The sequence below is a fragment of the Massilia antarctica genome, assembly GCF_015689335.1.
Taxonomy (GTDB): Bacteria; Pseudomonadota; Gammaproteobacteria; order Burkholderiales; family Burkholderiaceae_D; genus Telluria_A; species Telluria_A antarctica.
In genome coordinates this window covers 501,502-524,730 of record NZ_CP065053.1, presented here as the reverse complement: position 1 = coordinate 524,730, position 23,229 = coordinate 501,502, and the positions used below count along the sequence as shown (strand labels likewise).

Here is a 23,229-nt window from a genome sequence, read left to right as displayed (position 1 = left end):
ACAGCGCCATCCTCGCCGAACCCGGCGTCCCCCGACTTATTTTTTGAAGGAACCCGATGCCAACCAATGATGAGCAGAAATTCTCCCTGAAACGCAGGTCGGTTTGCGCAAGCGGCGTCGGGCTTGCCACCCTCGGCCCGCTCGGACTGGCCGGTTGCGGTGGCGGCGACAAAGTCGATCCGCCCCTGCCTGCGGCGAGCGCCGCGGCGATGGGCAGCATGACGGGCCAGCAGGCGGCCGTCGGTGCCCGCCGCTTCGTCCATCCGGGCTTGCTGCACACGCAAGACGATTTCACACGCATGCGTACCAAGGTCGCGGAAAACGCCCAGCCCTGGGCCAGCGGCTTCGCCAGGCTCACGTCGAATGGCCGCGCCCAGCTCGGCGCCAGGCCGCGTGCGCTGCAGACGGTGATCCGCGGCGGTCCCGGAGAGAACTTTGCCCAGATGTACATCGACATCGCCCGCACCTACCAGCTGGCGCTGCGCTGGAAGGTCACCGGCAACAAGGACTACGCCGACCTGGCGGTGGTCTTCCTGAACGCCTGGTCGTCCACCATGACGGCCATCAATGGCGACACCAACGCGGCCCTGGCCGCCGGCATCTATGGCTACCAGTGGGCCAACGCCGCCGAGATCATGCGCACTTATCCGGGCTGGGCGGCGCCCGACCTGGCCCGCTTCCAGGCCTTGATGCTCAACGTCTTCTATGAGGCGAACCACCGCTTCCTGGTCAATCACAACGGCGCCAAGATCACCAACTACTGGGCCAACTGGGATCAGTGCAACCTGGCGTCGATGCTGGCCATCGGCGTGCTGTGCGACCGCCCGGACATCTACGACGAAGCGCTCGGCTACTACAAGAGCGGAACCGAAAACGGCGCCAGCAGCCAGGCCGTCTACTACCTTCATCCAGGCTACCTCGGACAATGGCAGGAAAGCGGAAGGGACCAGGGCCATTGCACCCTGGGCATCGGCCTGGCCAGCGTGTTCTGCGAAATGGCCTGGAACCAGGGCGACGACCTGTATGGCTACGACAACAACCGCTTCCTGGCCGGCGCCGAATATGTGGCCAAATCGAATCTGCAGGATGCCACGGGCGCCTTTTATGGCGTGCCCTTCGCGAGCTACAGGAACAGCCACTACTTCACGGCCAGCCTGGCGCTGGGGGCGCAGGGCCACCATCGTCCGGTGTGGGAACTGATCCACAACCACTACGTCAACCGCAAGGGCCTGGCCGCGCCCTATACCGCCATGATGGCAAAACTGCTCGGCCCGGAAGGCGACGGCAACAATGGCGACCAGCTCGGTTTCGGCACCCTGACCTTCAGCCGCGATCCGGTCAAGCCGGGCGCCGCGCCAAGCGGACTGAGCGCCATTTGGAGCGGGCGCCAGATGGTCCTGTCGTGGTGGGGCAGTGCCGGCGCGTCCAGCTACACGGTCAAGCGCGCCACCGTGCGCGGCGGCCCGTACACGACGGTCAAGAGCGGCATCACCGATCTGCTCAGCTACACCGACAGCGAGCTGGCCAGCGGCGTCTACTACTATGTCGTGACGGCCCAGGGCCCGGCCGGCGAGAGCGCCGCCTCGGGCGAAGCGAAGGGCTATGCCGGGGTGCACGCGCATACCCGCCTCCCCATGAACCAGACAACGGGCACCACGGCGACCGACAGCAGCGGCAACGGCCGCAACGCCAGCCTGGTCAACGGACCGGCCTGGGTTGCCGGGCGCAGCGGCGCCAGGGCCCTGGCCTTCGACGGCGTCGACGACTATCTCAGCCTGCCGCAGGATGCGCTGGCCGACCTGTCCGATTTCACCATCGCGGCCTGGGTCTACTGGGACGGCGGGCGCAACTGGGCGCGGGTGTTCGACTTCGGCCTGGGAACGATGCATTACATGATGCTCACCCCATGCGCCAACGACGGTCTGATGCGCTTTGCCGTTACCACCAACCACGGCATCGGCGAACAAACCATCTCAGGCACGGCGGCCCTGCCCACCGGGCAATGGGTGCACGTGGCGGTGACCTTGTCCGGCAGGACCGGCACCCTGTATGTCAACGGCGCCCCGGTCGGCAGCAATCCGGATATCCGGCACGCGCCATTCAGGCTGGGCGCCACCAGCCAGAACTGGATCGGCCGCTCGCAGTACGAGAGCGATCCTTACTTTAACGGCAAGATCGCCGACTTTTGCATCTTTCGCGGTGCCTTGAGCCAGGGCAGCGTCGCCACCCTGCTGAGCGGCCAGCCGGGCAGCGCCGTTGAGTCCCCCGTGTCCCTCGATCCGAACACGGGCGAGTCCATCGGCGTGCAGCAACGCTCCACCTTTTGCGAGGTATGATGGGCTGGTAGTTTCTTTTGTGCAAGTGTGTCGGCGCTTGGCCACGCGGCCCGGGCGCTGCCATTCCCGGCCAGGATGGCGCCGGCGAGCGCCGCAAGCGCCCTGGGCGCTGCGCCGGGATGGGAGCCGACATGGGCGCGACTGCGCCGACGCGGTAAAATAGCACTCTTTGCACAGCAGGCGAAACACACAATGAGTATGGATGTCATCGAAGCCGGGAGCGCCACGCTCGCCGCGCCAGCCAAGCCGGCCGCACCGGCTTTCGTTCACCTGCGTGTGCACTCCGAATACTCCATCGTCGACGGCCTGGTGCGCATCGACGACATTGTCGCCGCCGCCGCCAAGGACAAGCAGCCGGCGCTGGCCATCACCGACCTGGCCAATCTGTTCGGCATGGTCAAGTTCTACAAATCGGCGCGCGGCAAGGGCATCAAGCCGGTCATCGGCGTGGACGCCTGGATCAGCAACGATGACAACCGCGACAAGCCCTCGCGCCTGCTGCTGCTGGCCAAGAACCGCATGGGCTACCTGCAGCTGTGCGAACTGCTGTCCAAGGCCTGGCTGAGCAACCAGCACAAGGGCCGCGCCGAAATCCGTCCCGAGTGGCTCGATGCGCTCGCCGCCAGCGAATCGTCCCTGTCGCCCGGCGAAAACCAGGCCAATGGCCTCATCGTGCTCTCCGGCGCCCACTTCGGCGACGTCGGCACCGCCATCGAAAACGGCAACCTGGCGCTGGCCGAGCGCTGCGCCCAGCGCTGGGCCGCGGTCTTCCCCGGCCATTTCTACATCGAAGTGCAGCGCGCCGGCCAGCCCAACCAGGAAGCCCAGGTGCGCCATGCCGTCGCGCTGGCCGCCAAACTGGGCTTGCCGGTGGTCGCCACCCATCCGGTCCAGTTCCTGTCGGCCGAGGAATTCGTCGCCCACGAAGCGCGCACCTGCATCGCCGAAGGCGAAATGCTGGCCAACGCCAAGCGGGTCAAGCGCTTCAACGAAGAAATGCGCTTCAAGTCGCAGGCCGAGATGGCCGAGCTGTTCGCCGACATGCCGGCCGCGCTGGCCAACTCGGTCGAAATCGCCAAGCGCTGCAACGTCGTGCTCACCCTGGGCAAGCCGCAGCTGCCGGACTTCCCGACCCCGCCCGGCATGAGCATCGATGAATTCCTGGTCGCCGAATCCCAGGCCGGCCTGGAGCAGCGCCTGATCCATCTGTATCCGGACCCGGTCAAGCGCGAAGCGGCGCGCCCGCGCTACGACGCGCGCCTGAAATTCGAGACCGATACCATCTGCAACATGAAGTTCCCCGGCTACTTCCTGATCGTGGCCGAATTCATCAAGTGGGCCAAGGAAAACGGCGTGCCGGTCGGCCCGGGCCGCGGTTCGGGCGCCGGTTCCCTGGTCGCGTATTCGCTCCTGATCACCGATCTCGATCCCCTGCAATACAACCTGCTGTTCGAGCGCTTCCTCAATCCCGAACGCGTTTCGATGCCCGACTTCGACATCGACTTTTGCCAGGAAGGGCGCGACAGGGTCATCCAGCACGTGAAGGATTTGTACGGCAAGGAAGCGGTCTCGCAGATCGCCACCTTCGGTACCATGGCGGCCAAGGGCGCGATCCGCGACGTCGGCCGCGTGCTCGATTTCGGCTACAATTTTTGCGACGGCATCTCCAAGCTGATCCCGTTCAAGCCGGGTAAGCCTGTGACCATCGCCGACGCCATCGAAGAAGAACCGATGCTCAAGGAGCGTCTGGAGAACGAGGACGAGGTCAAGCAGCTGCTGGCGCTGGCGCAGCAGGTCGAAGGCATCGCCCGCAACATTGGCATGCACGCCGGCGGGGTGCTGATCGCCCCGGGCAAGCTGACCGACTTCTGCCCGCTGTACACCCAGGGCGGCGACTCGGGCGTGGTCTCGCAGTACGACAAGGATGACGTGGAGGCCGTGGGCCTGGTCAAGTTCGACTTTTTGGGCCTGACCACGCTCACCATTCTCGACCGCGCGGTGCGCTACATCAAGCAGCTCGACCCGGCGGCCAACGCCGACTTCGCGTTGGAGAAGCTGCCGCTCAACGACAAGGCTTCCTACGAGTTGCTGACCAAGGCCAAGACGGTCGCGGTGTTCCAGCTGGAGTCGCGCGGCATGCAGGGCATGCTCAAGGACGCGCGCCCCGACCGTTTCGAGGACATCATCGCCCTCGTCGCGCTGTACCGTCCGGGCCCGATGGACCTGATTCCCGACTTCTGCAAGCGCAAGCACGGCGAACGTTTCGATTACCCCGATCCGCGCACCGAATCGATTTTGTCCGAAACCTACGGCATCATGGTGTATCAGGAGCAGGTGATGCAGATGGCGCAGATCGTCGGCGGCTATTCGCTCGGCGGCGCCGACATGCTGCGCCGCGCGATGGGTAAAAAGAAGGCCGAAGAGATGGCCGAGCACCGCGAGATTTTCCGCGCCGGCGCCGCCAAGGATGGCTTGACGGCCGAAAAGGCCGACGAGATTTTCGACCTGATGGAAAAATTCGCGGGCTACGGCTTTAACAAGTCGCACGCCGCCGCCTACGCGCTGCTGTCCTACCATACCGCCTATCTCAAGGCGCATCACACCGCCGCCTTCATGGCGGCCAACTTGTCTTTGGCGATGGACGACACCGACAAGATCAAGATCCTGGTCGAGGATTCGCTGGACGTGTGCGGCCTCACCTTGCTGCCGCCCGATATCAACCATTCCGACTACCGCTTCATGCCGGAAGGCCCGCCGCCGTCCGTCACCGGCAAGAGAGTGACCAACATCCGCTACGGCCTGGGCGCGGTCAAGGGCTCGGGCCAGTCGGCCATCGAAGCGATCATCGCCGCGCGCACCAGCGGCGGGCCGTTCACCGACCTGTTCGATTTCTGCAAGCGGGTAGACCGCAAGCAGATCAACCGCCGCACCATCGAGTCCCTGATCCGCAGCGGCGCCTTCGACTGCTTCAAGGTCGACCGCGCGATCCTGCTGGCGTCGGTGCCGTTCGCGGTCGAAGTGGCCGACCAGGCCTCGGCCTCGGTCAACCAGGTCAGCCTGTTCGGCGGCGACGACAGCGACCTGGTGGCGCCGCCCGAGTACGTGAAGGCGACCCCGTGGACCGACCGCCAGAAGCTGTCCGAGGAAAAGACCGCGCTCGGCTTCTATTTGTCGGGCCATATGTTCGATTCGTTCGCGACCGAGGCGCGCCGCTTCGCGCGCACCAAGCTGACCGACCTGGAACCGTCGCGCGAGCCGCGCATGATGTGCGGCGTGATCACCGGCGTGCGCACCCAGATGACCCAGCGCGGCAAGATCCTGATCGTCTCGCTCGACGACAAGAGCGGCACGGTCGAAGTGACGGTGTACAGCGAAGTGGTCGAGTCGAACAAGAACATCTTCAAGGAAGACGAATTCCTGGCGGTGGTGGGCAAGGTGTCGGAAGACCGCTTCAACGGCGGCCTGCGCATCACGGCCGAGAAGGTGTTCGACCTGACGTCGGCGCGCGTGCAGTACGGGCGCCAGCTCGGGCTGTACCTGCCGTCGCGGGTGGCGTCCTCGAAGATCGCCGAGGTGCTGCAGCCGCACCGCGCCATGAGCGGCCTGCCGGTGGCGATGCGGGTCAAGCCGCAGGGCGTCGATTGCACCTTGCAGTTCGGCGACGACTGGCGGGTGGCGCCCTCGGACGCGCTGACCCTGGCCCTGGAACAGGTGCTGGGCGCGCGCGAAGTCGCGGTGGAATACTAACTGAGCTAACTGAGCTAAGCCCCCAGCAACAGCTTGCGGTGGCGGCGCAGCCGCCTCCACAGCTTGATCTTGCGGCTGGCCGTTTGCCGCACCCGGAACACCAGGCTGCCCGCCAGCGCGCGTTCCACCTGGCGGATGGTGCGCGCGTCATGGGTCCTGTCGTACGAGACGGTCTGCGCCCCCTGCACCGCCGCCAGCATGCTGGCGCAATGGCCGTACAGGCTCTCGACGAAGATCGGCTTGATGCGCGCGCGCACGCGGCGTCCGACCGCGCGCGGCAGCTCGTACGAATCCTTGACCACGCCGATATACAAATGCGCGGCCGCGATATCGAAGTGCGTCTTCACCGATTCGTCCACCCCGCGCAGGTCCAGATGCTTGCGCGCCACCGACAGCGCGGCCGCCAGGTCCATGCACCACTTTTCCGAAATGAGCTTGGTGATGCTGGCCGCATGCTGGCGGTAATCGATGATTGCATGCGGCAGGTACACCAGGCTGGCGCACTGGCTGAGTAGCCGCGGCAGGGTCGACATGTCCTCGAACACGCGGCCGGGCGGAAACACAGGCATCTCCAGCTGCTGGTAGATGGCGCGCCTGAAGACATTGGCCCACACGTACATCTGGCGGTCGGCAAAGAAGGTATTGAGGATGGTGGCCTGGTCGCGCAGCAGCCCGGGCGGATAGCGCATGCTGACCCGGTTCGACTTGGCTTCCTGGTCCGGAAACCACACCCGGAAGTCGCAGGCGATGACGTCCGGATGGTGTGCGGCGATGGCTTGTTCGAGCGCCGCCAGCGAACCGGCCAGCAGCCGGTCGTCGCTGTCGACGAAGACGATGTACTCGCCGCGCGCGGCGGCCAGGCCGTTATTGCGCGCCACCGCGATGCCCTGGTTATCCTGCGCCAGCACCTGCGAGGCGACCCCGGGACGCGCGGCCAGCTGCGCGCGGATGCGCGCCAGGGTGGCGTCGGACGAGCCGTCATCGATGATGATCAGTTCATGGCCGGCGCCCATCTGGTCCAGCACCGAATCGAGGCACTGCCCGATGTAATGCTGCACATTGTAGGCGGGGACGATGATGCTCAGCAGCGGCTGGCGCGCCGGGGCGTGCGGGATCATGGGCGAGCGTTCTAGCGCGTCAGCCCGACCGGCGCGCGAATGACTTTGTTGACCTGGCTCTCGTGCACCAGCCGGTCGTGATGGGCGGCCTGGTCGCGTTCGCGCTCCTTGTGCCACAGGTGGAACACCTCGGTCGCGAAAGCGCCATCCTTGCGCCGCACGCCGGCGTTAAACAGGCGCACCACGAAGTCGGCATCCTCATGGCCCCAGCCGCAGAACGATTCGTCGAAGCCGTTCACGCGCTCGATGTCGCTGCGCCAGGCGCTCATGTTGCATCCCTTGATGCGGCGCATCGTAAAGCCGTTGCGCACCCGTCCCAGGTCCGGCAGGCGGATCGCCAGTTGCAGGATTTTCTGGATGTTCCCGGCGCGCCAGGCACGCCACCACGAGTCCAGCCCCACCGCCTGCAGGTCGCGCCGCTCGGCCAGGGTGGCGCGGGTGAAGTCGGGACACAGCAGCACGCGGCTGCCGGTGATCATGCAGCCCGGCTGCGCCAGGCGCCGGTGGCTCGAGATGAAATCCTTGCGCGGCACGCAGTCGCCGTCGAGGAACACCACGTAATCGCCGCGCGCGGCCAGCACGCCCTGGTTGCGCGCGCGCGACAGGCGGAAACCATCGTCCGGCTGCCACACATGGATCAGGCGGCGCCGGGTGCCGGCCGCGATGCGCTCGATGCACTGGCGCGTCGTGTCGGCCGAACCGTCGTCGGTGACGATGATTTCATAATCGTCGTCATCCTGCGCCAGGCAGGCGCGCAGCACCGCTTCCAGCGCGTCGGGCCGGTTGTAGGTGCTGACGATCAGTGAAATGGTGGTAGGGCGTAACACGATGGATTCCCGGTAAAGCGTCGTTCGGTATGTATGTATTATACGTGCCCGCCACGGCCAGTCCAGCCTATTGCGCGCCGCCGGGGCGATCCGGCTTCAGGCCAGCCCGCGCGCGGCGCGCACGGTGCGCTCGTCGGCGCGCCGGCGCACCAGCGCGCGGTTGCTCGACGCTTCGTCGCGCGCATTCTCGCGGTGCCAGAGATGAAACACTTCCGTGGCAAAAGCGCCATCCTTGCGCTGGACCCCGGCGTTAAACAGGCGCACCACGAAGTCGGCATCTTCGTGGCCCCAACCCTCGAAGCTCTCGTCAAAGCCGTTGACCGCCTCGATATCGGCGCGCCAGGCCGCCATGTTGCAGCCCTTGATGCGGCGCCAGGTAAAGCGCTTCTGCGCCCGGCCCAGGTCCGGCAATTTGAACAGCAGCTGCAGCACCTTGTTGATATGGCCGCGCGCGCGCAGCGCCAGCTTCTCGCCCAGCCCGAGCGCGTGCAGGTCGCGCCGCTCGGCCAGCACGCGCTGGGTGAACGCTTCATCGAGCAGGATGCGGCTGCCGGTGACCATGAAACCCGGTTGCGCCAGCGCGCGGTGGCGCGCAATGAAATCGCGCTGGGGAATGCAGTCGCCGTCGAGCAGCACAATGTATTCGCCGTGCGAGGCCAGGATGCCCTGGTTGCGCGCCATCGCCAGGCGAAAGCCCTGGTCCGGCTGCCACGCGTGGCGCAGCGGCACCGGCGCGCGCTGTTGCAGGCGCGCGATGCAGGCCTGGGTCGGCTCGCCCGAGCCATCGTCGGCGATGATGATCTCGAAATGGCGGTCGCTCTGCGCGAAGCAGGCTTCGATCACCGCTTCGAGCGCATCCGGCCGGTTGTAGGTGGCGACGATGACGGAAATGAGCGCATCCGGCCGCATGCTCATGTCCCCTGGGCCGGGCTCTGGGCGGCTTGCCGCGAAAAGCGGGCGCTCACATACAGGGAACCGGCCAGCAGCAGGAACCAGTACGCTTCCGTCACATCCCACAACAGGCTGTTGAACGAGGAACTGACCACGTAGATCGTCCACAGCAGCACCAGCGCATCGGCATGGAAGGAGCGCGCGGCCAGGGCAGGGCGCAGCAGGCTGCCCAGCATGGCGAAATACAGCAGCAGTCCGGTCAGGCCAAGCTGGGCGGCGATCAGCAGGAATTCGCTGTGCGGCTGGTGGCGCGTTTCGGCCAGCTTGTCTTCCGGCCAGTCGCGCCGTGCGATCGGCGCATACACTTCGGCGAACGAGCCGGTGCCCAGGCCCAGGAGCGGATGGGCGGCGACGACTCCGAGGCCGGAGCGCAGGTAACTCATGCGCAGGCCGTTGGGCGAGCGTTTCTGGTCGGTGCGCACCTCGGTGATCAGGTCATCGGTGCGCGCCTTGAAGTTGTTCGAGATGGCGTAAAAGCCGACGAACAGCAGCATGATGGCGCCCACCCCGAAAATCGTGCGCAGCACCGTGAAGCGCACGCGCAGCAGGAACAGCACCACCATGCCCACGAACAGGGCGACGTAACCGGTTCGGCCCTGGTTCAGGAAGATGATCGGCACGCTGAACAGCACCCCGGCCACCAGGCACGCCACGCGCGCCCGCGCGCCTTGCACATAGGACGCCCCGAGCACGCTGACCACGGTGGCGAAACTGAGCAGGATGCCGATCGTGATGTGATTCTTGAACGAGAACGCATCCTTGGCGTCGCCGATGCGCCACCAGCCAAGGCTGGAGCTGGGCATCAGGTTGTGCCAGACCAGGTAGTTCGAGGTGGCCAGCACCGCGGCGCCGCCGAGGAAGGCGGCCAGCGCGCGCGCCGCCATGGTGCGGTCGCGTATGCTGGTGGCCACCGCGACCGGCAGCACCAGCAGGCGCGAATATTTTTTCAGCGCCGAGACGATGTCGCCGTGCTGGCCGATCGACCAGCTCGCGCCGAGCACCAGCAGCGCCAGCAAACCCAGGGCCAGCAGCGCCGGCGGCGTGCGCACGGCGGCCCGCAACGGGGCGCTGCTAGCCAGCGCCCCGGCGAAGCACAGCACGCAGATGCCGGCGAAGACATTGGTCAGCCAGGTGGAGAACGGCACGCAAAACAGCGCCAGCAGAAGCAGGTACTGGACCGCGCGTTCGAGGCGGGAAATCGGAAACTCTGGAGAATCTTGCATTGTAGCAATAGCCTTGTAAAGCGACCTGGGTCGTGCATGCCGCGCCGGGAGCGTGGCGATACCGGGGGCAAGCGCCTTGCGGCGCCCACCCCCTGAAATTTGTTCGCCATTTTACAGTACCGTCGATGCACGGCGGCTGGCGCGGCGCCGTGTTTGTATGTACGGCGTCCGCTACGGCGTCCGCTACGGCGTCCGCTACGGCGTCCGCGCGATGTTGTTGTGGCCGCACCCGGACCGCCTGTGCGAGAATGTCGAGCCTCCGGTACCGGCCGCGCCTTGCGCTGGCGGCATGCCGCAACCGCACATGGCTTGTAGCCTGAACGCGAAAGAAAACGATGGAAAATAGTGTCATAGTCCGGCGCCTGCTGGCTATCGTCAAGCCTTACCGCGCGCGCGCGCTGATGTCCTTGCTGGCCATGGCCGGCACCGCCGTCACCGAGCCGTCGCTCGGCTACGCGATGCAACTGCTGATCGACAAGGGCTTCGGCCCGCACCGGGTCCCCTTTTCCCTGTGGCTGGTGCCGCTGGTGCTGCTGACGATTTTCGTCGGGCGCGGCATCTTCACCTTTTCCACCGCTTACCTGAACAACTGGGTGATCAGCCGCATCCTCAACGACCTGCGGCGCATGGTGTTCGACCGCTTGCTGCGCCTGCCCGTGGCGCGCTTTCACGAAGAATCGACCGGCAAGATCATCAACGTCGTCATCGCCGACGTGCGCCAGGTGGTCGACATGATCAACTCCGTGTTCGTCGCCTACGTGCGCGACTCGCTCGTTATCGTCGGCTTGCTGGCGATGCTGATGTGGACCAACTGGAAGCTGACCCTGATCGCCCTGGTGGTCTTGCCGGTCACCGCCGCCATCGTGCGCACCACGGCCAAGCGCATGCGCCGCCTGAGCCGCGACAACCAGCGCGTCACCGTCGAAATGACCCAGGTGGTCGAGGAAGCGGCGCGCGGGCACCAGGTGATCCGCGTCTTCGCCGGCGAGCGTTACGAGCGCGAACGCTTCGAACAGCGCAGCGACGCGCTGCTCGGCTTCTCGCAGCGCATCACGGTCGCCAGCGCCGCCACCGTGCCGATCACCCAGAGTGCCACCGCGCTCGCGGTGTCAGTGGTGATCGTCATCGCCATGACATCCGGGATGACGCAGGGAGAATTCATCAGTTTTATTACCATGATGCTGATGCTGCTCGCGCCGCTCAAGTCCCTGGTGGGCGTGAACGGTCCGCTGCAGCGCGGCATGGCGGCCGCCGAAACCGTGTTCGCCATGATCGACACCCCGGTCGAAGCCGATCCGGGCACGGTCGTCATCGAGCGCGCGCGCGGCCACCTGCAGCTTCAGAACGTGCAATTCCGCTACAGCGACAATAACCCGCTGGCGCTTAATGGCGTCACGCTCGAGGTGCTGCCGGGGCAGACCGTGGCGCTGGTGGGCATGTCGGGCGGCGGCAAGTCGACCTTCGTGAACCTGGTCACGCGTTTTTATTCGCCGCAGCAGGGACGCATCCTGCTCGACGGCGTGCCGTATGAAGAGATCACCCTGCAAAGCCTGCGCGCGCAGCTGGCCATGGTCAGTCAGAACGTGGTGCTGTTCGACGACACCCTGGGCGCCAACATCGCCTACGGCGCCGAACGGGTCGACCCGGCGCGCCTGGCCGCGGCCATCAAGGCGGCCCACCTGGACGAGGTGGTGGCGGCCCTGCCGCAAGGCGTCGATACCCCGATTGGCGAAAACGGCATGCGCCTGTCGGGCGGCCAGCGCCAGCGCGTGGCGATCGCGCGCGCCATCTACAAGGACGCGCCGATCCTGATCCTGGACGAAGCCACCTCCGCCCTCGACAACGAATCGGAACGCGCGGTGCAGGGCGCGCTCGACACCCTGATGGCCGGGCGTACCACCCTGGTCATCGCGCACCGCCTTTCGACCATCGAACGGGCCGACCGCATCGTCGTGCTCGACCAGGGACGGATCGTCGAAGCGGGCCGCCACGACGAGCTGCTGGCGCTGGACGGCATGTACGCCAACCTGTACCGCCTGCAGTTCGCCAACAAGGTCGAAGCATGAGCGGCGGGCGCACCCTGGTGATCTCGCCGAACTGGATCGGCGACGCGGTCATGGCCCAGCCGCTGCTGCAACTGCTCAAGCAGCAGCACCCGGAGCGCCGGATCGACGTGCTGGCGCCGCCCTCGGTGGCGCCCGCCTGGCGCGCCATGATCGAGGTCGACAGAGTGCTCGAAACCCCGTTCCGCCACGGCGCGCTGCAACTGCGCGAGCGCTGCCGCTACGCCAGGGTGCTGCGCGCGCGCGGCTATGTCGATGCCTACGTGCTGCCCAATACGATCAAGTACGCGCTGATCCCGTGGCTGGCCGGGATTGCGCGCCGGGTCGGCTACAAGGGCGAAATGCGTTACGGGCTGCTCAACGTCGTGCATCACGACGACACGCCCAAGCGGGCGATGGTGCCGTTTTACGCCGCCCTGGCCGGCGCGCCGGGCACCGCGCTGCGCGCCGACGTGCCGCGTCCGGCCATGCGTGTGGCGCCGGAGGAAGTTCTTGAGGTGCGCGTGCGCCACGGCATGGGTGGCGCGGGGCGCCTGGTGGTGTTTGCCCCGGGCGCCGAATTCGGCGCCGCCAAGCGCTGGCCGGCGCGCCACTTCGCCGCGCTGGCGCAATCGATCCGCGAGCAGGATCCATCCGCGCACATCGCCTTGCTTGGTTCCCCCAAGGACCGCGAGGCCTGCGCCGAGATCACAGCCCTCACCGGGACCGACGGCATCCATAATGTCGCCGGCGCCACCTCGCTGGCCGAGGCGATTGCGCTCATCGCCGGCGCGGGCGCGGTGGTCGCCAACGATTCCGGCCTGCTGCACATTGCCTCGGCGCTGAACCGGCCGGTGATTGCGCTGTACGGCCCGACCGACCCGGACCACGCGCCGCCGTTTTCCGATATCGCGCGCTCGCTCTCGCTGCGGCTGGCCTGTTCGCCCTGCCGCCAGCGCGAATGCCCGCTGGGCCACCACGACTGCATGGAAAAGCTTGAACCGGCCATGGTCTGGAATGAGCTGCGCCAGATGTAAATCCGTGCCGGCGTGCGCGCCGCGAGAGTGCGCCGTGGGAGTAAAATCACGGCGCGATGCCGTTTTTGACCAAGGTTAATTGATGAATCATCCTGTCATTCCGATCGTAAGCCAGGGCAGCAGCCGCCAACGCAAGCGCCAGGCGCCCAAGGGCCGCCGCGTCGATCCGCAAGCCCTGCTGGAGGTGCAGGGCTTGCTGGGTGCGCAATCGCGCCAGCGCGACCTGCTCATCGAGCACCTGCACAAGATCCAGGACGCTTTCGGCTGCCTGGCGCACGCCCACCTGGCGGCGCTGGCGCAGGAAATGAAGCTGGCCCAGACCGAGGTCTACGAGGTCGCCACTTTCTATCACCACTTCGACGTTGTGCGCGAAGGCGACAGCGCGCCGCCGGCGTTGACGGTGCGCGTGTGCGACGGCCTGTCGTGCGCCATGGCCGGCGCGCGCGAGCTGATCGACCGCCTGCCCGCCATCCTGGGCGCTGGCGTGCGCGTGCTCGCCGCACCCTGCATCGGCCGCTGCGAACAAGCCCCGGCGGCCGTGGTGGGCCAGCACCCGCTGGCCCATGCCAGCTGCGACACGGTGGCCGCGGCCGTGGCGCACGGCCACACCACGCACGCGCCTGGCGGCTACATCGACTACGACAGCTACCGCGCCGCCGGCGGCTACGTGCTGGCGCGCGAATGCCACGACGGCCGGCGCGACGCCGAAGCGCTCATCACGACCATGGAGGCATCGAGCCTGCGCGGCCTTGGCGGCGCCGGTTTCCCGACCGGGCGCAAATGGCGCATCGTGCGCGGCGAACCCGGTCCGCGCCTGATGGCGATCAATATCGACGAGGGCGAACCGGGCACCTTCAAGGACCGCTACTACCTCGAACGCGATCCCCACCGCTTCCTCGAAGGCGCGCTGGTGGCGGCCTGGGTGGCTGGTGTGGACACCATCTATATCTACCTGCGCGACGAATACCACGGCTGCCGCGCCATGCTCGAAGCCGAACTGGCGCGCCTGCGCGCCGATCCGCCGTTCCAGTCCATGCCCACGTTCGTCCTGCGCCGCGGCGCCGGCGCCTACATCTGCGGCGAAGAATCGGCGATGATCGAGTCGATTGAGGGCAAGCGCGGCATGCCGCGTCTGCGTCCCCCGTACGTGGCCCAGGTCGGGCTGTTCGGGTTGCCGACCCTGCAGCACAACTTCGAAACCCTGCACTGGGTGCGCGCCATCGTCGAGCGCGGCGCCGACTGGTTCAGCGGCCAGGGACGCCACGGCCGCAAGGGCTTGCGCTCGTTTTCGGTGTCGGGCCGGGTGCGCGAACCGGGCGTGAAACTGGCACCGGCCGGCATCACCGTGCAGGAACTGATCGACGAGTACTGCGGCGGCATGGTGTCCGGCCACCAGTTTTACGCTTACCTGCCGGGCGGCGCATCGGGCGGCATCCTCCCCGCCACGCTGAACGCGATTCCGCTCGACTTCGACACCTTGCAACCCTACGGCTGCTTCATCGGCTCGGCCGCCGTGGTGGTGCTGTCGGACCAGGATTCGGCGGTGGCGGCTGCGCGCAACACGCTGCGCTTCTTCACGGACGAATCGTGCGGACAGTGCACGCCGTGCCGCGTCGGCACCGCCAAGGCGCTGGCGCTGATCGAGCAGCCGCAATGGGACACGCCGCTGCTGGCCGAGCTGTCGCAGGTGATGCGTGACGCTTCAATTTGCGGCCTTGGCCAGGCCGCGCCGAATCCGTTCGACTGCGTCGTCAAATACTTTGCACATGAATTGGTGAAGCCATGAATGCGATCAGCAGGATCAAGCAAGCGGCGTTGCAGGGCGCGCCCGTGGAGCTGGAAATCAACGGCCGGCAGGTAGCCGCCTTTGCCCACGAAACCCTGATCGAGGTGGCCGCGCGCGAAGGCATCGAGATTCCTCGCCTGTGCTACAAACCCGGCATGGACACGGCCGGCAACTGCCGCGCATGCATGGTGGAGATCGACGGCGAACGGGTACTGGCGCCATCGTGCTGCCGCCATCCGGCCGCCGGCATGAAGGTAACTACCGACAGCGTGCGCGCCGTGGCCGCGCAAAAAATGGTGCTCGAACTGCTGCAGTCCGACATGCCCGAGCGGGCCTACACGCGCCACAACGAAGTCGATTTCTGGGCGCGCAAGCTGGCCCTGGGCCAGCCGCGCTTTGCCGCGCGCAGCCAGCCGGCGCGCGACGCCTCGCACGCCGCCATCACCGTCAATCTCGACGCCTGCATCCAGTGCACGCGCTGCGTGCGCGCCTGCCGCGACGAGCAGGTCAACGACGTGATCGGCCTGGCCTTTCGCGGCGATCACGCCAAAATCGTGTTCGACATGGACGACCCGATGGGCGACTCCACCTGCGTCGGCTGCGGCGAATGCGTGCAAGCTTGCCCGACCGGCGCCCTGATGCCGGCGCGCGACGCCGCCCTGGCCGTGCCGGACAAGCAGGTCGATTCGGTCTGCCCCTACTGCGGCGTCGGTTGCCAGCTGACCTACAATATCAAGGACAACAAGATCCTGTTCGTGGAGGGGCGCGACGGTCCGGCCAACCGCGAACGCCTGTGCGTCAAGGGCCGTTACGGCTTCGACTACGCGCACCATCCGCACCGCCTGACGGTGCCGCTGATCCGCCGCCTTGACGCGCCCAAGAGCGGCGACTTCACCATGGACCCGGCGCATGTGCTCGACGTCTTCCGCGAAGCCACCTGGGAAGAAGCGCTCGACGTCGCAGGCGGCACCTTGGCGCGCATCCGCGACACCCACGGCAAGCGCGCGCTGGCCGGCTTCGGCTCGGCCAAGGGCAGTAACGAAGAAGCCTACCTGTTCCAGAAGCTGGTGCGCACCGGCTTCGGCAGCAACAACGTCGACCACTGCACGCGCCTGTGCCACGCATCCTCGGTGGCGGCCCTGCTGGAAGGGATTGGCTCGGGCGCGGTATCGAACCCGGTGATGGACGTAACCCTGGCCGAGGTGGTGATCGTCATCGGCGCCAACCCGACCGTCAACCATCCGGTGGCGGCCACCTGGATCAAGAACGCCATCAAAAACGGCACCAAACTGGTGGTGTGCGACCCGCGCCGCTCGGACCTGGCGCGCAGCGCGCACCGCTACCTGCAGTTCAAGCCCGATACCGACGTGGCGCTGCTTAACGCGATGATGCACGTGATCGTGGCCGAAGGCCTGGTAGACCAGGACTTCATCGCCAGCCGCACCATCGGCTACGCCGAGCTGGAACAGAACGTGGCCGGCTACAGCCCGGAGCTGATGGCGCCGATCTGCGGTGTCGACGCCGACACCATCCGCTACGTGGCGCGCCTGTACGCGACTTCGAAGGCGTCGATGATCTTGTGGGGCATGGGCATTTCGCAGCACATCCACGGCACCGACAATGCGCGCTGCCTGATCGCGCTGGCGCTGATGACGGGCCAGATCGGCCGTCCCGGCACCGGCCTGCATCCGCTGCGCGGCCAGAACAACGTGCAGGGCGCGTCCGACGCCGGGCTGATCCCGATGATGTTCCCCGACTATCAGCGCGTCGACAATCCGGCGGCGCTGGCGAAGTTCGAGAAAGCCTGGGGCATGCCGCTCGATTCCACGCCGGGCCTGACGGTGGTCGAGATCATGCACGCCATCCCGCGCGGCGAGGTCCGCGGCATGTACATCATGGGCGAGAACCCGGCCATGTCCGACCCCGACGCCAACCACGCGCGCGCCTCGCTGGCCGCGCTCGACCACCTGGTGGTGCAGGATATCTTCCTCACCGAAACCGCCTACCTGGCCGACGTGATCCTGCCGGCCAGCGCCTTCCCCGAGAAAACGGGCAGCTTCACCAACACCGACCGCCTGGTGCAGATCGGGCGCCAGGCCATCGATCCGCCCGGCGAGGCCAGACAGGATCTGTGGATCATCGGCCAGATGGCCGCGCGCCTGGGCCTGGACTGGCACTACGGCCACGTGTCGGAAGTGTTCGACGAGATGCGCCGCATCATGCCTAGCATTGGCGGCATCACCTGGGACAGGCTGGAACGCGAACACGCCGTCACCTACCCGTGTACGAAGGAGGGCGATCCGGGCCAGCCGGTGGTCTTCACCGAGCAGTTCCCGCGCGAGTCCGGACGCGCGCGTTTCGTCCCGGCCGATATCATCCCGGCCGACGAGCGCCCCGATGCGGCCTATCCGATGGTGCTCATCACCGGCCGCCAGCTCGAGCACTGGCATACCGGCAGCATGACACGCCGCACGGCGGTGCTGGATTCGATCGAACCCGATCCGGTGGCGCTGGTCCATCCGCTCGACCTGGCCGCGCTGGGCGGCAAACCGGGCGACGTGGTGACGATCGCCTCGCGCCGCGGCGAAGTGGCCCTGTACGCGCGCGCCGACGACAGCTCGCCGCGCGGCGCGATCTTTGTACCGTTCTGCTATTACGAGGCGGCCATCAACCGCCTCACCAACGCCGCGCTCGACCCGTTCGGCAAGATCCCCGAGTTCAAATACTGCGCCATCCGCGTGGCCCTGGGTGGCGTGGTGGAGCAGCAGGGCAGCTTTGGCGGCGGCCAGGTGCTGGCGGCGACCTTGGCAACCGCGGCGGCGCCATGAGCTTGCCGCAACTGAGCGACGCTCGCGCCGCCTTGACCCACGAGGTCGAGGTGCTCGATGAACGCGGCCGCCGCTCGACCATTTCCATTCCGGCCGAGCGGCCGCTGACGGTGTATGTGGACAAGCGCGAGCTGGTCACCTTGATGACCCTGGGCAGCGCCCCGGAAGCGCTCACCCTGGGTTACCTGCGCAACCAGCGCCTGGTGACGTCGATCGCCGATATCGTCTCGGTGCAGGTCGACTGGTCGGTCGATGCGGTGGCGGTGGTCACGCGCGGCGGCATCGCCGACGTGGAAGCGCGCACCTCGAAAAAGGTGGTCACCACCGGCTGCGGCCAGGGTTCGGTCTTCGGTGGGCTGATGGACGATATCGACCAGATCGTGCTGCCGCCGGACGCGCGCATCGCGCAATCGACCGTGTACCGCATCGTCGACACCATCCGCACGCAGCAATCGATCTACAAGCAGGCCGGCTCGGTGCATGGCTGTGCGCTGTTCTCGAACGCGGGCGAGCTGCTGTATTTCGTGGAGGACGTGGGCCGCCACAACGCGGTCGACGCCATCGCCGGGCGCATGTGGTTGGACGGTGTGGCGGGCGCCGACAAGGTGTTCTACACGACCGGCCGCCTGACGTCCGAGATGGTGATCAAGGGCGCGCAGATGGGCATTCCCTTCCTGCTGTCGCGCTCCGGCACCACTCAGATGGGCCACATGGTGGCCGACAAGATCGGCATGGCCCTGCTGGCGCGCTGCAGCGGCAAGCACTTTTTGCTGCTGGCCGGCCATGGTCGTCTCGACTTCGAGCCGCTGCCCCCCTGATGTCGCTGCCGCAGGCCACGCACGCCGCGTTCACGCTGCTGCTGTCGGGCGACCCGGCGCTGTGGGGCATTGTCTGGATTTCTCTCAAGACCAGCATGCTGGGCCTGATGCTGGCGACGCCGCCGGCTGTGCTGCTCGGGTATGCGATTGCCAGCTACCGCTTCCCGGCCCGCCGCATCGTCATCTGGCTGGTGCAGGCCACCTTGTCGCTGCCGACGGTCCTCGTTGGCCTGCTGCTGTACCTTCTGCTGTCGCGTCACGGCCCGTGGGGTTCGCTGCACTGGCTGTTTTCGCAGCCGGGCATGGTGCTCGGCCAGTGCATCATCGCCACGCCGGTGCTGGTGGCGTTCACCTTGGCGGCGGTGCAGGCGCTCGATGCGCGCTACGCCGAAACCGCGACTGCGCTGGGAGGGTCGCGCTGGCGCACCATGCTCACGGTGCTGCACGAAGCGCGCTTTGGCGTCATGGCGGCGGTGATCAGCGGCTTCGGACGGGTGATTTCCGAAGTCGGTTGCGCGCTCATGGTTGGCGGCAATATCGCCGGCGAAACGCGCACCATCACCACCGCCATCGCGCTTGAAACGAGCAAGGGTGAATTCGCGCAGGGAATCGCGCTCGGCATCGTGCTGGTGGCCCTGGCGCTGGCCATGAACGGTGCACTGATGCTGCTGCAGGGCGATCCGCGCGCGGCGGGGGGCGGGCCATGAACCTGCTGCGCATCGACAAACTACGCAAGGCGCACGGCCCACGCGTGCTGTTCGAGCTTGAGGCGTTCAGCCTCGATGCCGCGCACGCCTACGTGCTCACCGGGATCAACGGCGCCGGCAAGAGCAGCCTGCTGCGCGTGCTGGCGGGACTCGAACCCGGCCAGGCGTCCGGCGTGACGTGGCAAGGGCGGCCGATGGCCTGGTCCCCGTATCCGCGCGCGCTGCGCGAAGCGATCGTGTATGTGCACCAGCATCCCGTGATGTTTTCGACCAGCGTGGCGGCCAACGTCGGCTACGGCCTGCATGCGCGCGGTGTCGGCAAGGCGCAGACGGCGCAGGCGGTGGCGCAGGCCATGGCATGGGCCGGGGTCGAACACTTGCAGGGCAGCGACCCGGCCCGCCTGTCGGGCGGCGAGGTGCAGCGCGTGGCGCTGGCGCGCGCCTGGGTGCTGCGCCCCGCGCTGCTGCTGCTCGACGAACCGACCGCCAATCTCGATGGCGCCGCGCGCGAACAGGTGATCGCCCTCATTCCCGCCTTGACCGCGGCCGGCAGCACGGTGGTGATGGCTTGCCACGACCGCGACCTGATCGGCATGCCCGGCGTGCAACGCCTTAAACTACGTGATGGAAAGCTCGAATACAAATGATCAGATATACAGCATTGGCACTCTGGCTCTGCATCGCCTCCCCGCTGGCCCTGGCCGGCGAGCAGGTGTTGCGCCTGTCCACCACCACCAGCACCGACAATTCCGGCCTGCTGGCCTGGCTGCTGCCGGCGTTCGAGGCCAGGACGGGCATGAAAGTGCAGGTGATCGCCGTCGGCAGCGGCAAGGCGCTGGAACTGGCGAAGAATGGCGACGTCGACGTCGCCTTGGTGCATGCGCGCGCCGCCGAGGATCGCTTCGTGGCCGAGGGCCATGGCGTCGGCCGGCGCGACGTGATGTACAACGATTTTGTGCTGGCCTGCCCGCCATCTGACCGCGCGGGAATCAAAGGCGGCACCGACATCATCGCCGCCCTGCGCAAGCTGGCCGCCAGCGAGGTGCGCTTTGTTTCGCGCGGCGACAACTCCGGTACCGACCAGATGGAAAAGAGCTACTGGAAGGCCGCCGGCGTGCAACCGCCGCCCGCGCGCTACCTGTCGGCCGGGCTGGGCATGGGCGAGGTCCTGACCATGGCGGCCGAGCTGCAAGCCTGCACCTTGAGCGACCGCGCCACCTTCGCCACCTACAAGGACAAGACCGGGCTGGCAATCCTGGTGCAGGGCGACCCGAGGATGTTCAATCCGTACGGGATCATCGCGGTCAATCCGGCGCACCATCCTGGCGTGAACGTCCAGGGAGCGCGCCAGCTTGTCGACTGGATCACGTCCGCCGACGGGCAGGCCAGGATTGCCGGCTTCAGGCCGGGCGGCCAGCAGCTGTTTTTCCCGTCGGCGCAAAGGTAGCGGAAGGCGTAAGATAGCGGCCTTGCGCGCGGAAGGAGAAAGACGACGTGAAAGTTCTGTTATTTGGCGCTACCGGCATGGTCGGTCAGGGCGTGTTGCGCGAATGCTTGCAGGGCGCCGACGTGGAGCTGGTGCAGGCCATTGGCCGCACACCGAGCGGGCAGCGTCATCCGAAGCTGCGCGATGTGGTGCACGCCGATCTGTTCAACTACGCCAGCGTAAGGGCGCAGCTGGAGGACTTCGATGCCTGTTTTTTCTGCGTGGGCGTGACGTCCTCGCGCGTGAGCGAGCCTGACTACACGCGCCTCACCTACGACATGACCCTGGCGGCGGCCAAGGCGCTGGCGGCGCTCAATCCGCGCATGGTGTTCGTGTATGTGTCCGGGGCCGGGGCCGACAGCAGCGAAACCAGCGCCACCATGTGGGAGCGTGTGCGCGGCCGCACCGAAAACGCGCTGCTGGCGCTGCCGTTTCGCGGCGTGTACATCTTCCGCCCGGGGATGATCCAGCCGCTCGACGGCATCAAGTCCAAGACCACCGCTTACCGCATCTTCTATTCGCTGATGAAGCCCGTGCTGCCACTGCTGCGCGCCGCCATGCCGAAGCACGTGCTGACCACGCGCCAGGTGGGGCAGGCCATGCTGGCGGCGGTGCGCAACGGTGCGCGCAAGCGGGTGCTCGAGAGCGCCGACATCGCGGCGCTGGGCCGCGCCGCCACGCCGCCGTAAGCCATCGATGGGCCGGCGCTACCACCACAAGGTGTACGTGATCGAGCTGTCGAAGGACGTGCTGTACGAACCGCGTTTCAAAAGGTCGAATCCGGATTACGTGACCGGAAAACCGTGCGTCTATGTGGGCATGACGGGATTGAGCGTGGACCTGCGCTTCGACAAGCACAAGGCCGGCATCCAGGCCAACAAATTCGTGCAGAAGTACGGCCTGCGCCTGCTGCCCGAACTGTACGCGGTCTACAACCCGATGCCCTACGCGGGCGCGGCCGACATGGAAGTCGAACTGGGCATCGGCTTGCGCGAGGCCGGCTACGGCGTGTGGCAAGCCTGAGGCTTCGGCGCTTTGCGCCAGCCATCCACCCGGCTGATAAAATAGCCGGTTCTGCTCAATGTGAAGATTCAAAATGGAAAAAATCATCCCTTACTTCGGCGCCATCGATCTGGCCTTGCCGAATGAATACAACGAAGCGAGCTATCTTGTCGATGGCCGGGAGATTGACCTGTCGCTCGCTTTCTTCAATGCATTCGAGGGCGAGGATGGCCTCACCGAATTTTCCGCGGTCAAGGACCTCGACCCGTCCGTGCTCGACCGGGTCGCCCGCTTCATGGAAGAGCTCGACAGCAAGATCGCACGCGCCCAGGCCGCCTGCATCGCCGACTTCCATGCCGGCGGCGAGGTCAGGGATACCTACATCGACCATCATCTGGCCGAGTTCTCGCCCGAGGAACTGGCGGCATTGATCGACGGCACCGATGCCGCGCTGCCGGTCGAGGAGCGCATGCTGGCCACGCTTCACCTGAGCCACATCGGCCTGCATCCCATGCCCGACGAGTCCGATGGCTCGTTCGCCATGTTCGATTTCACCTTCGGCGAAGACTTGACCAACTATGTGGTCGCGGTCAAGTTTGCGGAAGATGGCACGGTGCAGTCGGTCGACGTCGAAAGCTGAGCCGGCCCAGGGTCCGGGCCGTCAAGTACGTCAGGCGGCGCGCTTGCGGCGGCGCGCCACGCCAAGGCTGGCCGCACCTACGCCGGCCGCACCCAGCGCCACCAGGGCCAGGGAGGACGGTTCCGGTACCGGGTTGACCGCGCTGACTGCGAGCGTGGTCTGGCCGGTCCACAGCAAGCTGTGCGACTGGGCGCCGTTTGGACTGCGGTAATTGTAGACGTATTCTTCGCCGGTAATGGTCGAGCTGTTGATCTGGTAGCCGACGTCCGAGGCGGACCAGGTGGTGTAAAATTTCAGCGGACCGCCGATCCGGTAGCCGAAGCGTTCGATCGTGCAGTGCCAGAAATACTGGTCGCCCACGCCGCAACCGATGTAATCGTTGGAATCGCTGTACTTGAACGAGGTGAGCTCGTTGGCTGAGAACAGCCCGTCGCGGTTCAGGTCGTCCGCGATAAAACTGCCGGCGATCACCGCCGCCGGATCGAAGCGGTTGGCTTCCTTATCGAAAAAACCCGTATAGCTGAATTTGAACTCGCTGGGTACCGCCTGCGCTGTTGCTGCGCAGCCTGCAAGTACCGCCGCGCTGATGAATCTACCGAACATGGCTACCTCCGCTGAGGAATTCGACAAGCTGCCGGGGCGGACAATGCACCGGCCTGCCACGTGAAGGCCACGTGGTCA

At 66.5% G+C, this 23,229-nt stretch carries 18 protein-coding genes; 13 read left to right on the top strand and 5 right to left on the bottom strand.

Annotated elements, in window-relative coordinates:
- The first annotated feature begins 56 nt into the window (after positions 1–56).
- Positions 57–2,336, top strand: coding sequence for a LamG-like jellyroll fold domain-containing protein (locus tag IV454_RS02325; protein WP_206090027.1), 2,280 nt, complete (start codon positions 57–59; stop codon positions 2,334–2,336).
- Positions 2,337–2,534: 198 nt separating this feature from the next.
- Positions 2,535–6,083 carry a DNA polymerase III subunit alpha gene (dnaE, locus tag IV454_RS02320; protein WP_229522285.1) on the top strand — a complete coding sequence of 1,183 codons (3,549 nt, stop codon included), beginning with the start codon at positions 2,535–2,537 and terminating at the stop codon, positions 6,081–6,083.
- A gap of 14 nt (positions 6,084–6,097) precedes the next feature.
- Here dnaE and IV454_RS02315 read toward each other — a convergent pair whose 3' ends face one another.
- From IV454_RS02315 to IV454_RS02300, 4 genes are all read right to left on the bottom strand, one after another.
- Positions 6,098–7,201 (bottom strand): glycosyltransferase family 2 protein, encoded by a 1,104-nt coding sequence (locus tag IV454_RS02315; RefSeq protein ID WP_206090025.1) that lies wholly within the window; start codon positions 7,199–7,201, stop codon positions 6,098–6,100.
- An 11-nt stretch (positions 7,202–7,212) separates the two neighbouring features.
- Positions 7,213–8,028 carry a glycosyltransferase family 2 protein gene (locus IV454_RS02310; protein WP_206090024.1) on the bottom strand — a complete coding sequence of 272 codons (816 nt, stop codon included), beginning with the start codon at positions 8,026–8,028 and terminating at the stop codon, positions 7,213–7,215.
- Positions 8,029–8,124: 96 nt separating this feature from the next.
- Positions 8,125–8,943, bottom strand: a complete 819-nt coding sequence (locus tag IV454_RS02305) for a glycosyltransferase family 2 protein (RefSeq protein ID WP_307730208.1) — start codon at positions 8,941–8,943, stop codon at positions 8,125–8,127.
- On the bottom strand, positions 8,940–10,202 hold the full coding sequence (locus tag IV454_RS02300) for an O-antigen ligase family protein (RefSeq protein ID WP_206090023.1): 1,263 nt from the start codon (positions 10,200–10,202) through the stop codon (positions 8,940–8,942). Before IV454_RS02300 ends, IV454_RS02305 begins: the two co-directional genes overlap by 4 nt.
- 335 nt (positions 10,203–10,537) lie before the next feature.
- Between IV454_RS02300 and msbA the strand changes: the two genes are divergently transcribed.
- The 11 genes from msbA (at position 10,538) to IV454_RS02245 (ending at position 22,548) form a co-directional block, all read left to right on the top strand.
- Positions 10,538–12,268, top strand: a complete 1,731-nt coding sequence (gene msbA, locus IV454_RS02295; protein WP_206090022.1) for a lipid A export permease/ATP-binding protein MsbA — start codon at positions 10,538–10,540, stop codon at positions 12,266–12,268.
- A complete protein-coding gene (gene waaF / locus IV454_RS02290; protein ID WP_206090021.1) occupies positions 12,265–13,281 on the top strand; it encodes a lipopolysaccharide heptosyltransferase II in 1,017 nt (338 codons plus the stop codon). Before msbA ends, waaF begins: the two co-directional genes overlap by 4 nt.
- An 82-nt stretch (positions 13,282–13,363) precedes the next feature.
- Positions 13,364–15,067: an NAD(P)H-dependent oxidoreductase subunit E gene (locus tag IV454_RS02285; protein ID WP_206090020.1), complete on the top strand. Its 1,704-nt coding sequence runs from the start codon at positions 13,364–13,366 to the stop codon at positions 15,065–15,067.
- Complete coding sequence (gene fdhF, locus IV454_RS02280; protein ID WP_206090019.1) at positions 15,064–17,895, top strand: formate dehydrogenase subunit alpha; 2,832 nt, start codon at positions 15,064–15,066, stop codon at positions 17,893–17,895. Before IV454_RS02285 ends, fdhF begins: the two co-directional genes overlap by 4 nt.
- Positions 17,892–18,713 (top strand): formate dehydrogenase accessory sulfurtransferase FdhD, encoded by an 822-nt coding sequence (locus IV454_RS02275; protein ID WP_206090018.1) that lies wholly within the window; start codon positions 17,892–17,894, stop codon positions 18,711–18,713. The genes fdhF and IV454_RS02275 overlap by 4 nt, the downstream gene beginning before the upstream one ends.
- Complete coding sequence (locus IV454_RS02270) at positions 18,713–19,420, top strand: ABC transporter permease (RefSeq protein ID WP_206090017.1); 708 nt, start codon at positions 18,713–18,715, stop codon at positions 19,418–19,420. Before IV454_RS02275 ends, IV454_RS02270 begins: the two co-directional genes overlap by 1 nt.
- Entirely contained in the window at positions 19,417–20,067 is a 651-nt protein-coding gene (locus IV454_RS02265) for an ABC transporter ATP-binding protein (protein WP_206090016.1), read from the top strand. The genes IV454_RS02270 and IV454_RS02265 overlap by 4 nt, the downstream gene beginning before the upstream one ends.
- Complete coding sequence (locus IV454_RS02260) at positions 20,064–20,867, top strand: ABC transporter substrate-binding protein (protein WP_206090015.1); 804 nt, start codon at positions 20,064–20,066, stop codon at positions 20,865–20,867. The genes IV454_RS02265 and IV454_RS02260 overlap by 4 nt, the downstream gene beginning before the upstream one ends.
- A gap of 47 nt (positions 20,868–20,914) precedes the next feature.
- Positions 20,915–21,595 (top strand): NAD(P)H-binding protein, encoded by a 681-nt coding sequence (locus tag IV454_RS02255; protein ID WP_206090014.1) that lies wholly within the window; start codon positions 20,915–20,917, stop codon positions 21,593–21,595.
- 7 nt (positions 21,596–21,602) lie between these two features.
- On the top strand, positions 21,603–21,929 hold the full coding sequence (locus IV454_RS02250; protein WP_054264406.1) for a hypothetical protein: 327 nt from the start codon (positions 21,603–21,605) through the stop codon (positions 21,927–21,929).
- A 73-nt stretch (positions 21,930–22,002) separates the two neighbouring features.
- On the top strand, positions 22,003–22,548 hold the full coding sequence (locus IV454_RS02245) for a DUF2004 domain-containing protein (RefSeq protein WP_206090013.1): 546 nt from the start codon (positions 22,003–22,005) through the stop codon (positions 22,546–22,548).
- A gap of 30 nt (positions 22,549–22,578) precedes the next feature.
- On the opposite strand, the gene IV454_RS02240 is transcribed toward IV454_RS02245, so the two are convergent.
- Complete coding sequence (locus IV454_RS02240; protein ID WP_206090012.1) at positions 22,579–23,151, bottom strand: PEP-CTERM sorting domain-containing protein; 573 nt, start codon at positions 23,149–23,151, stop codon at positions 22,579–22,581.
- Between the last annotated feature and the right edge of the window lie 78 nt (positions 23,152–23,229).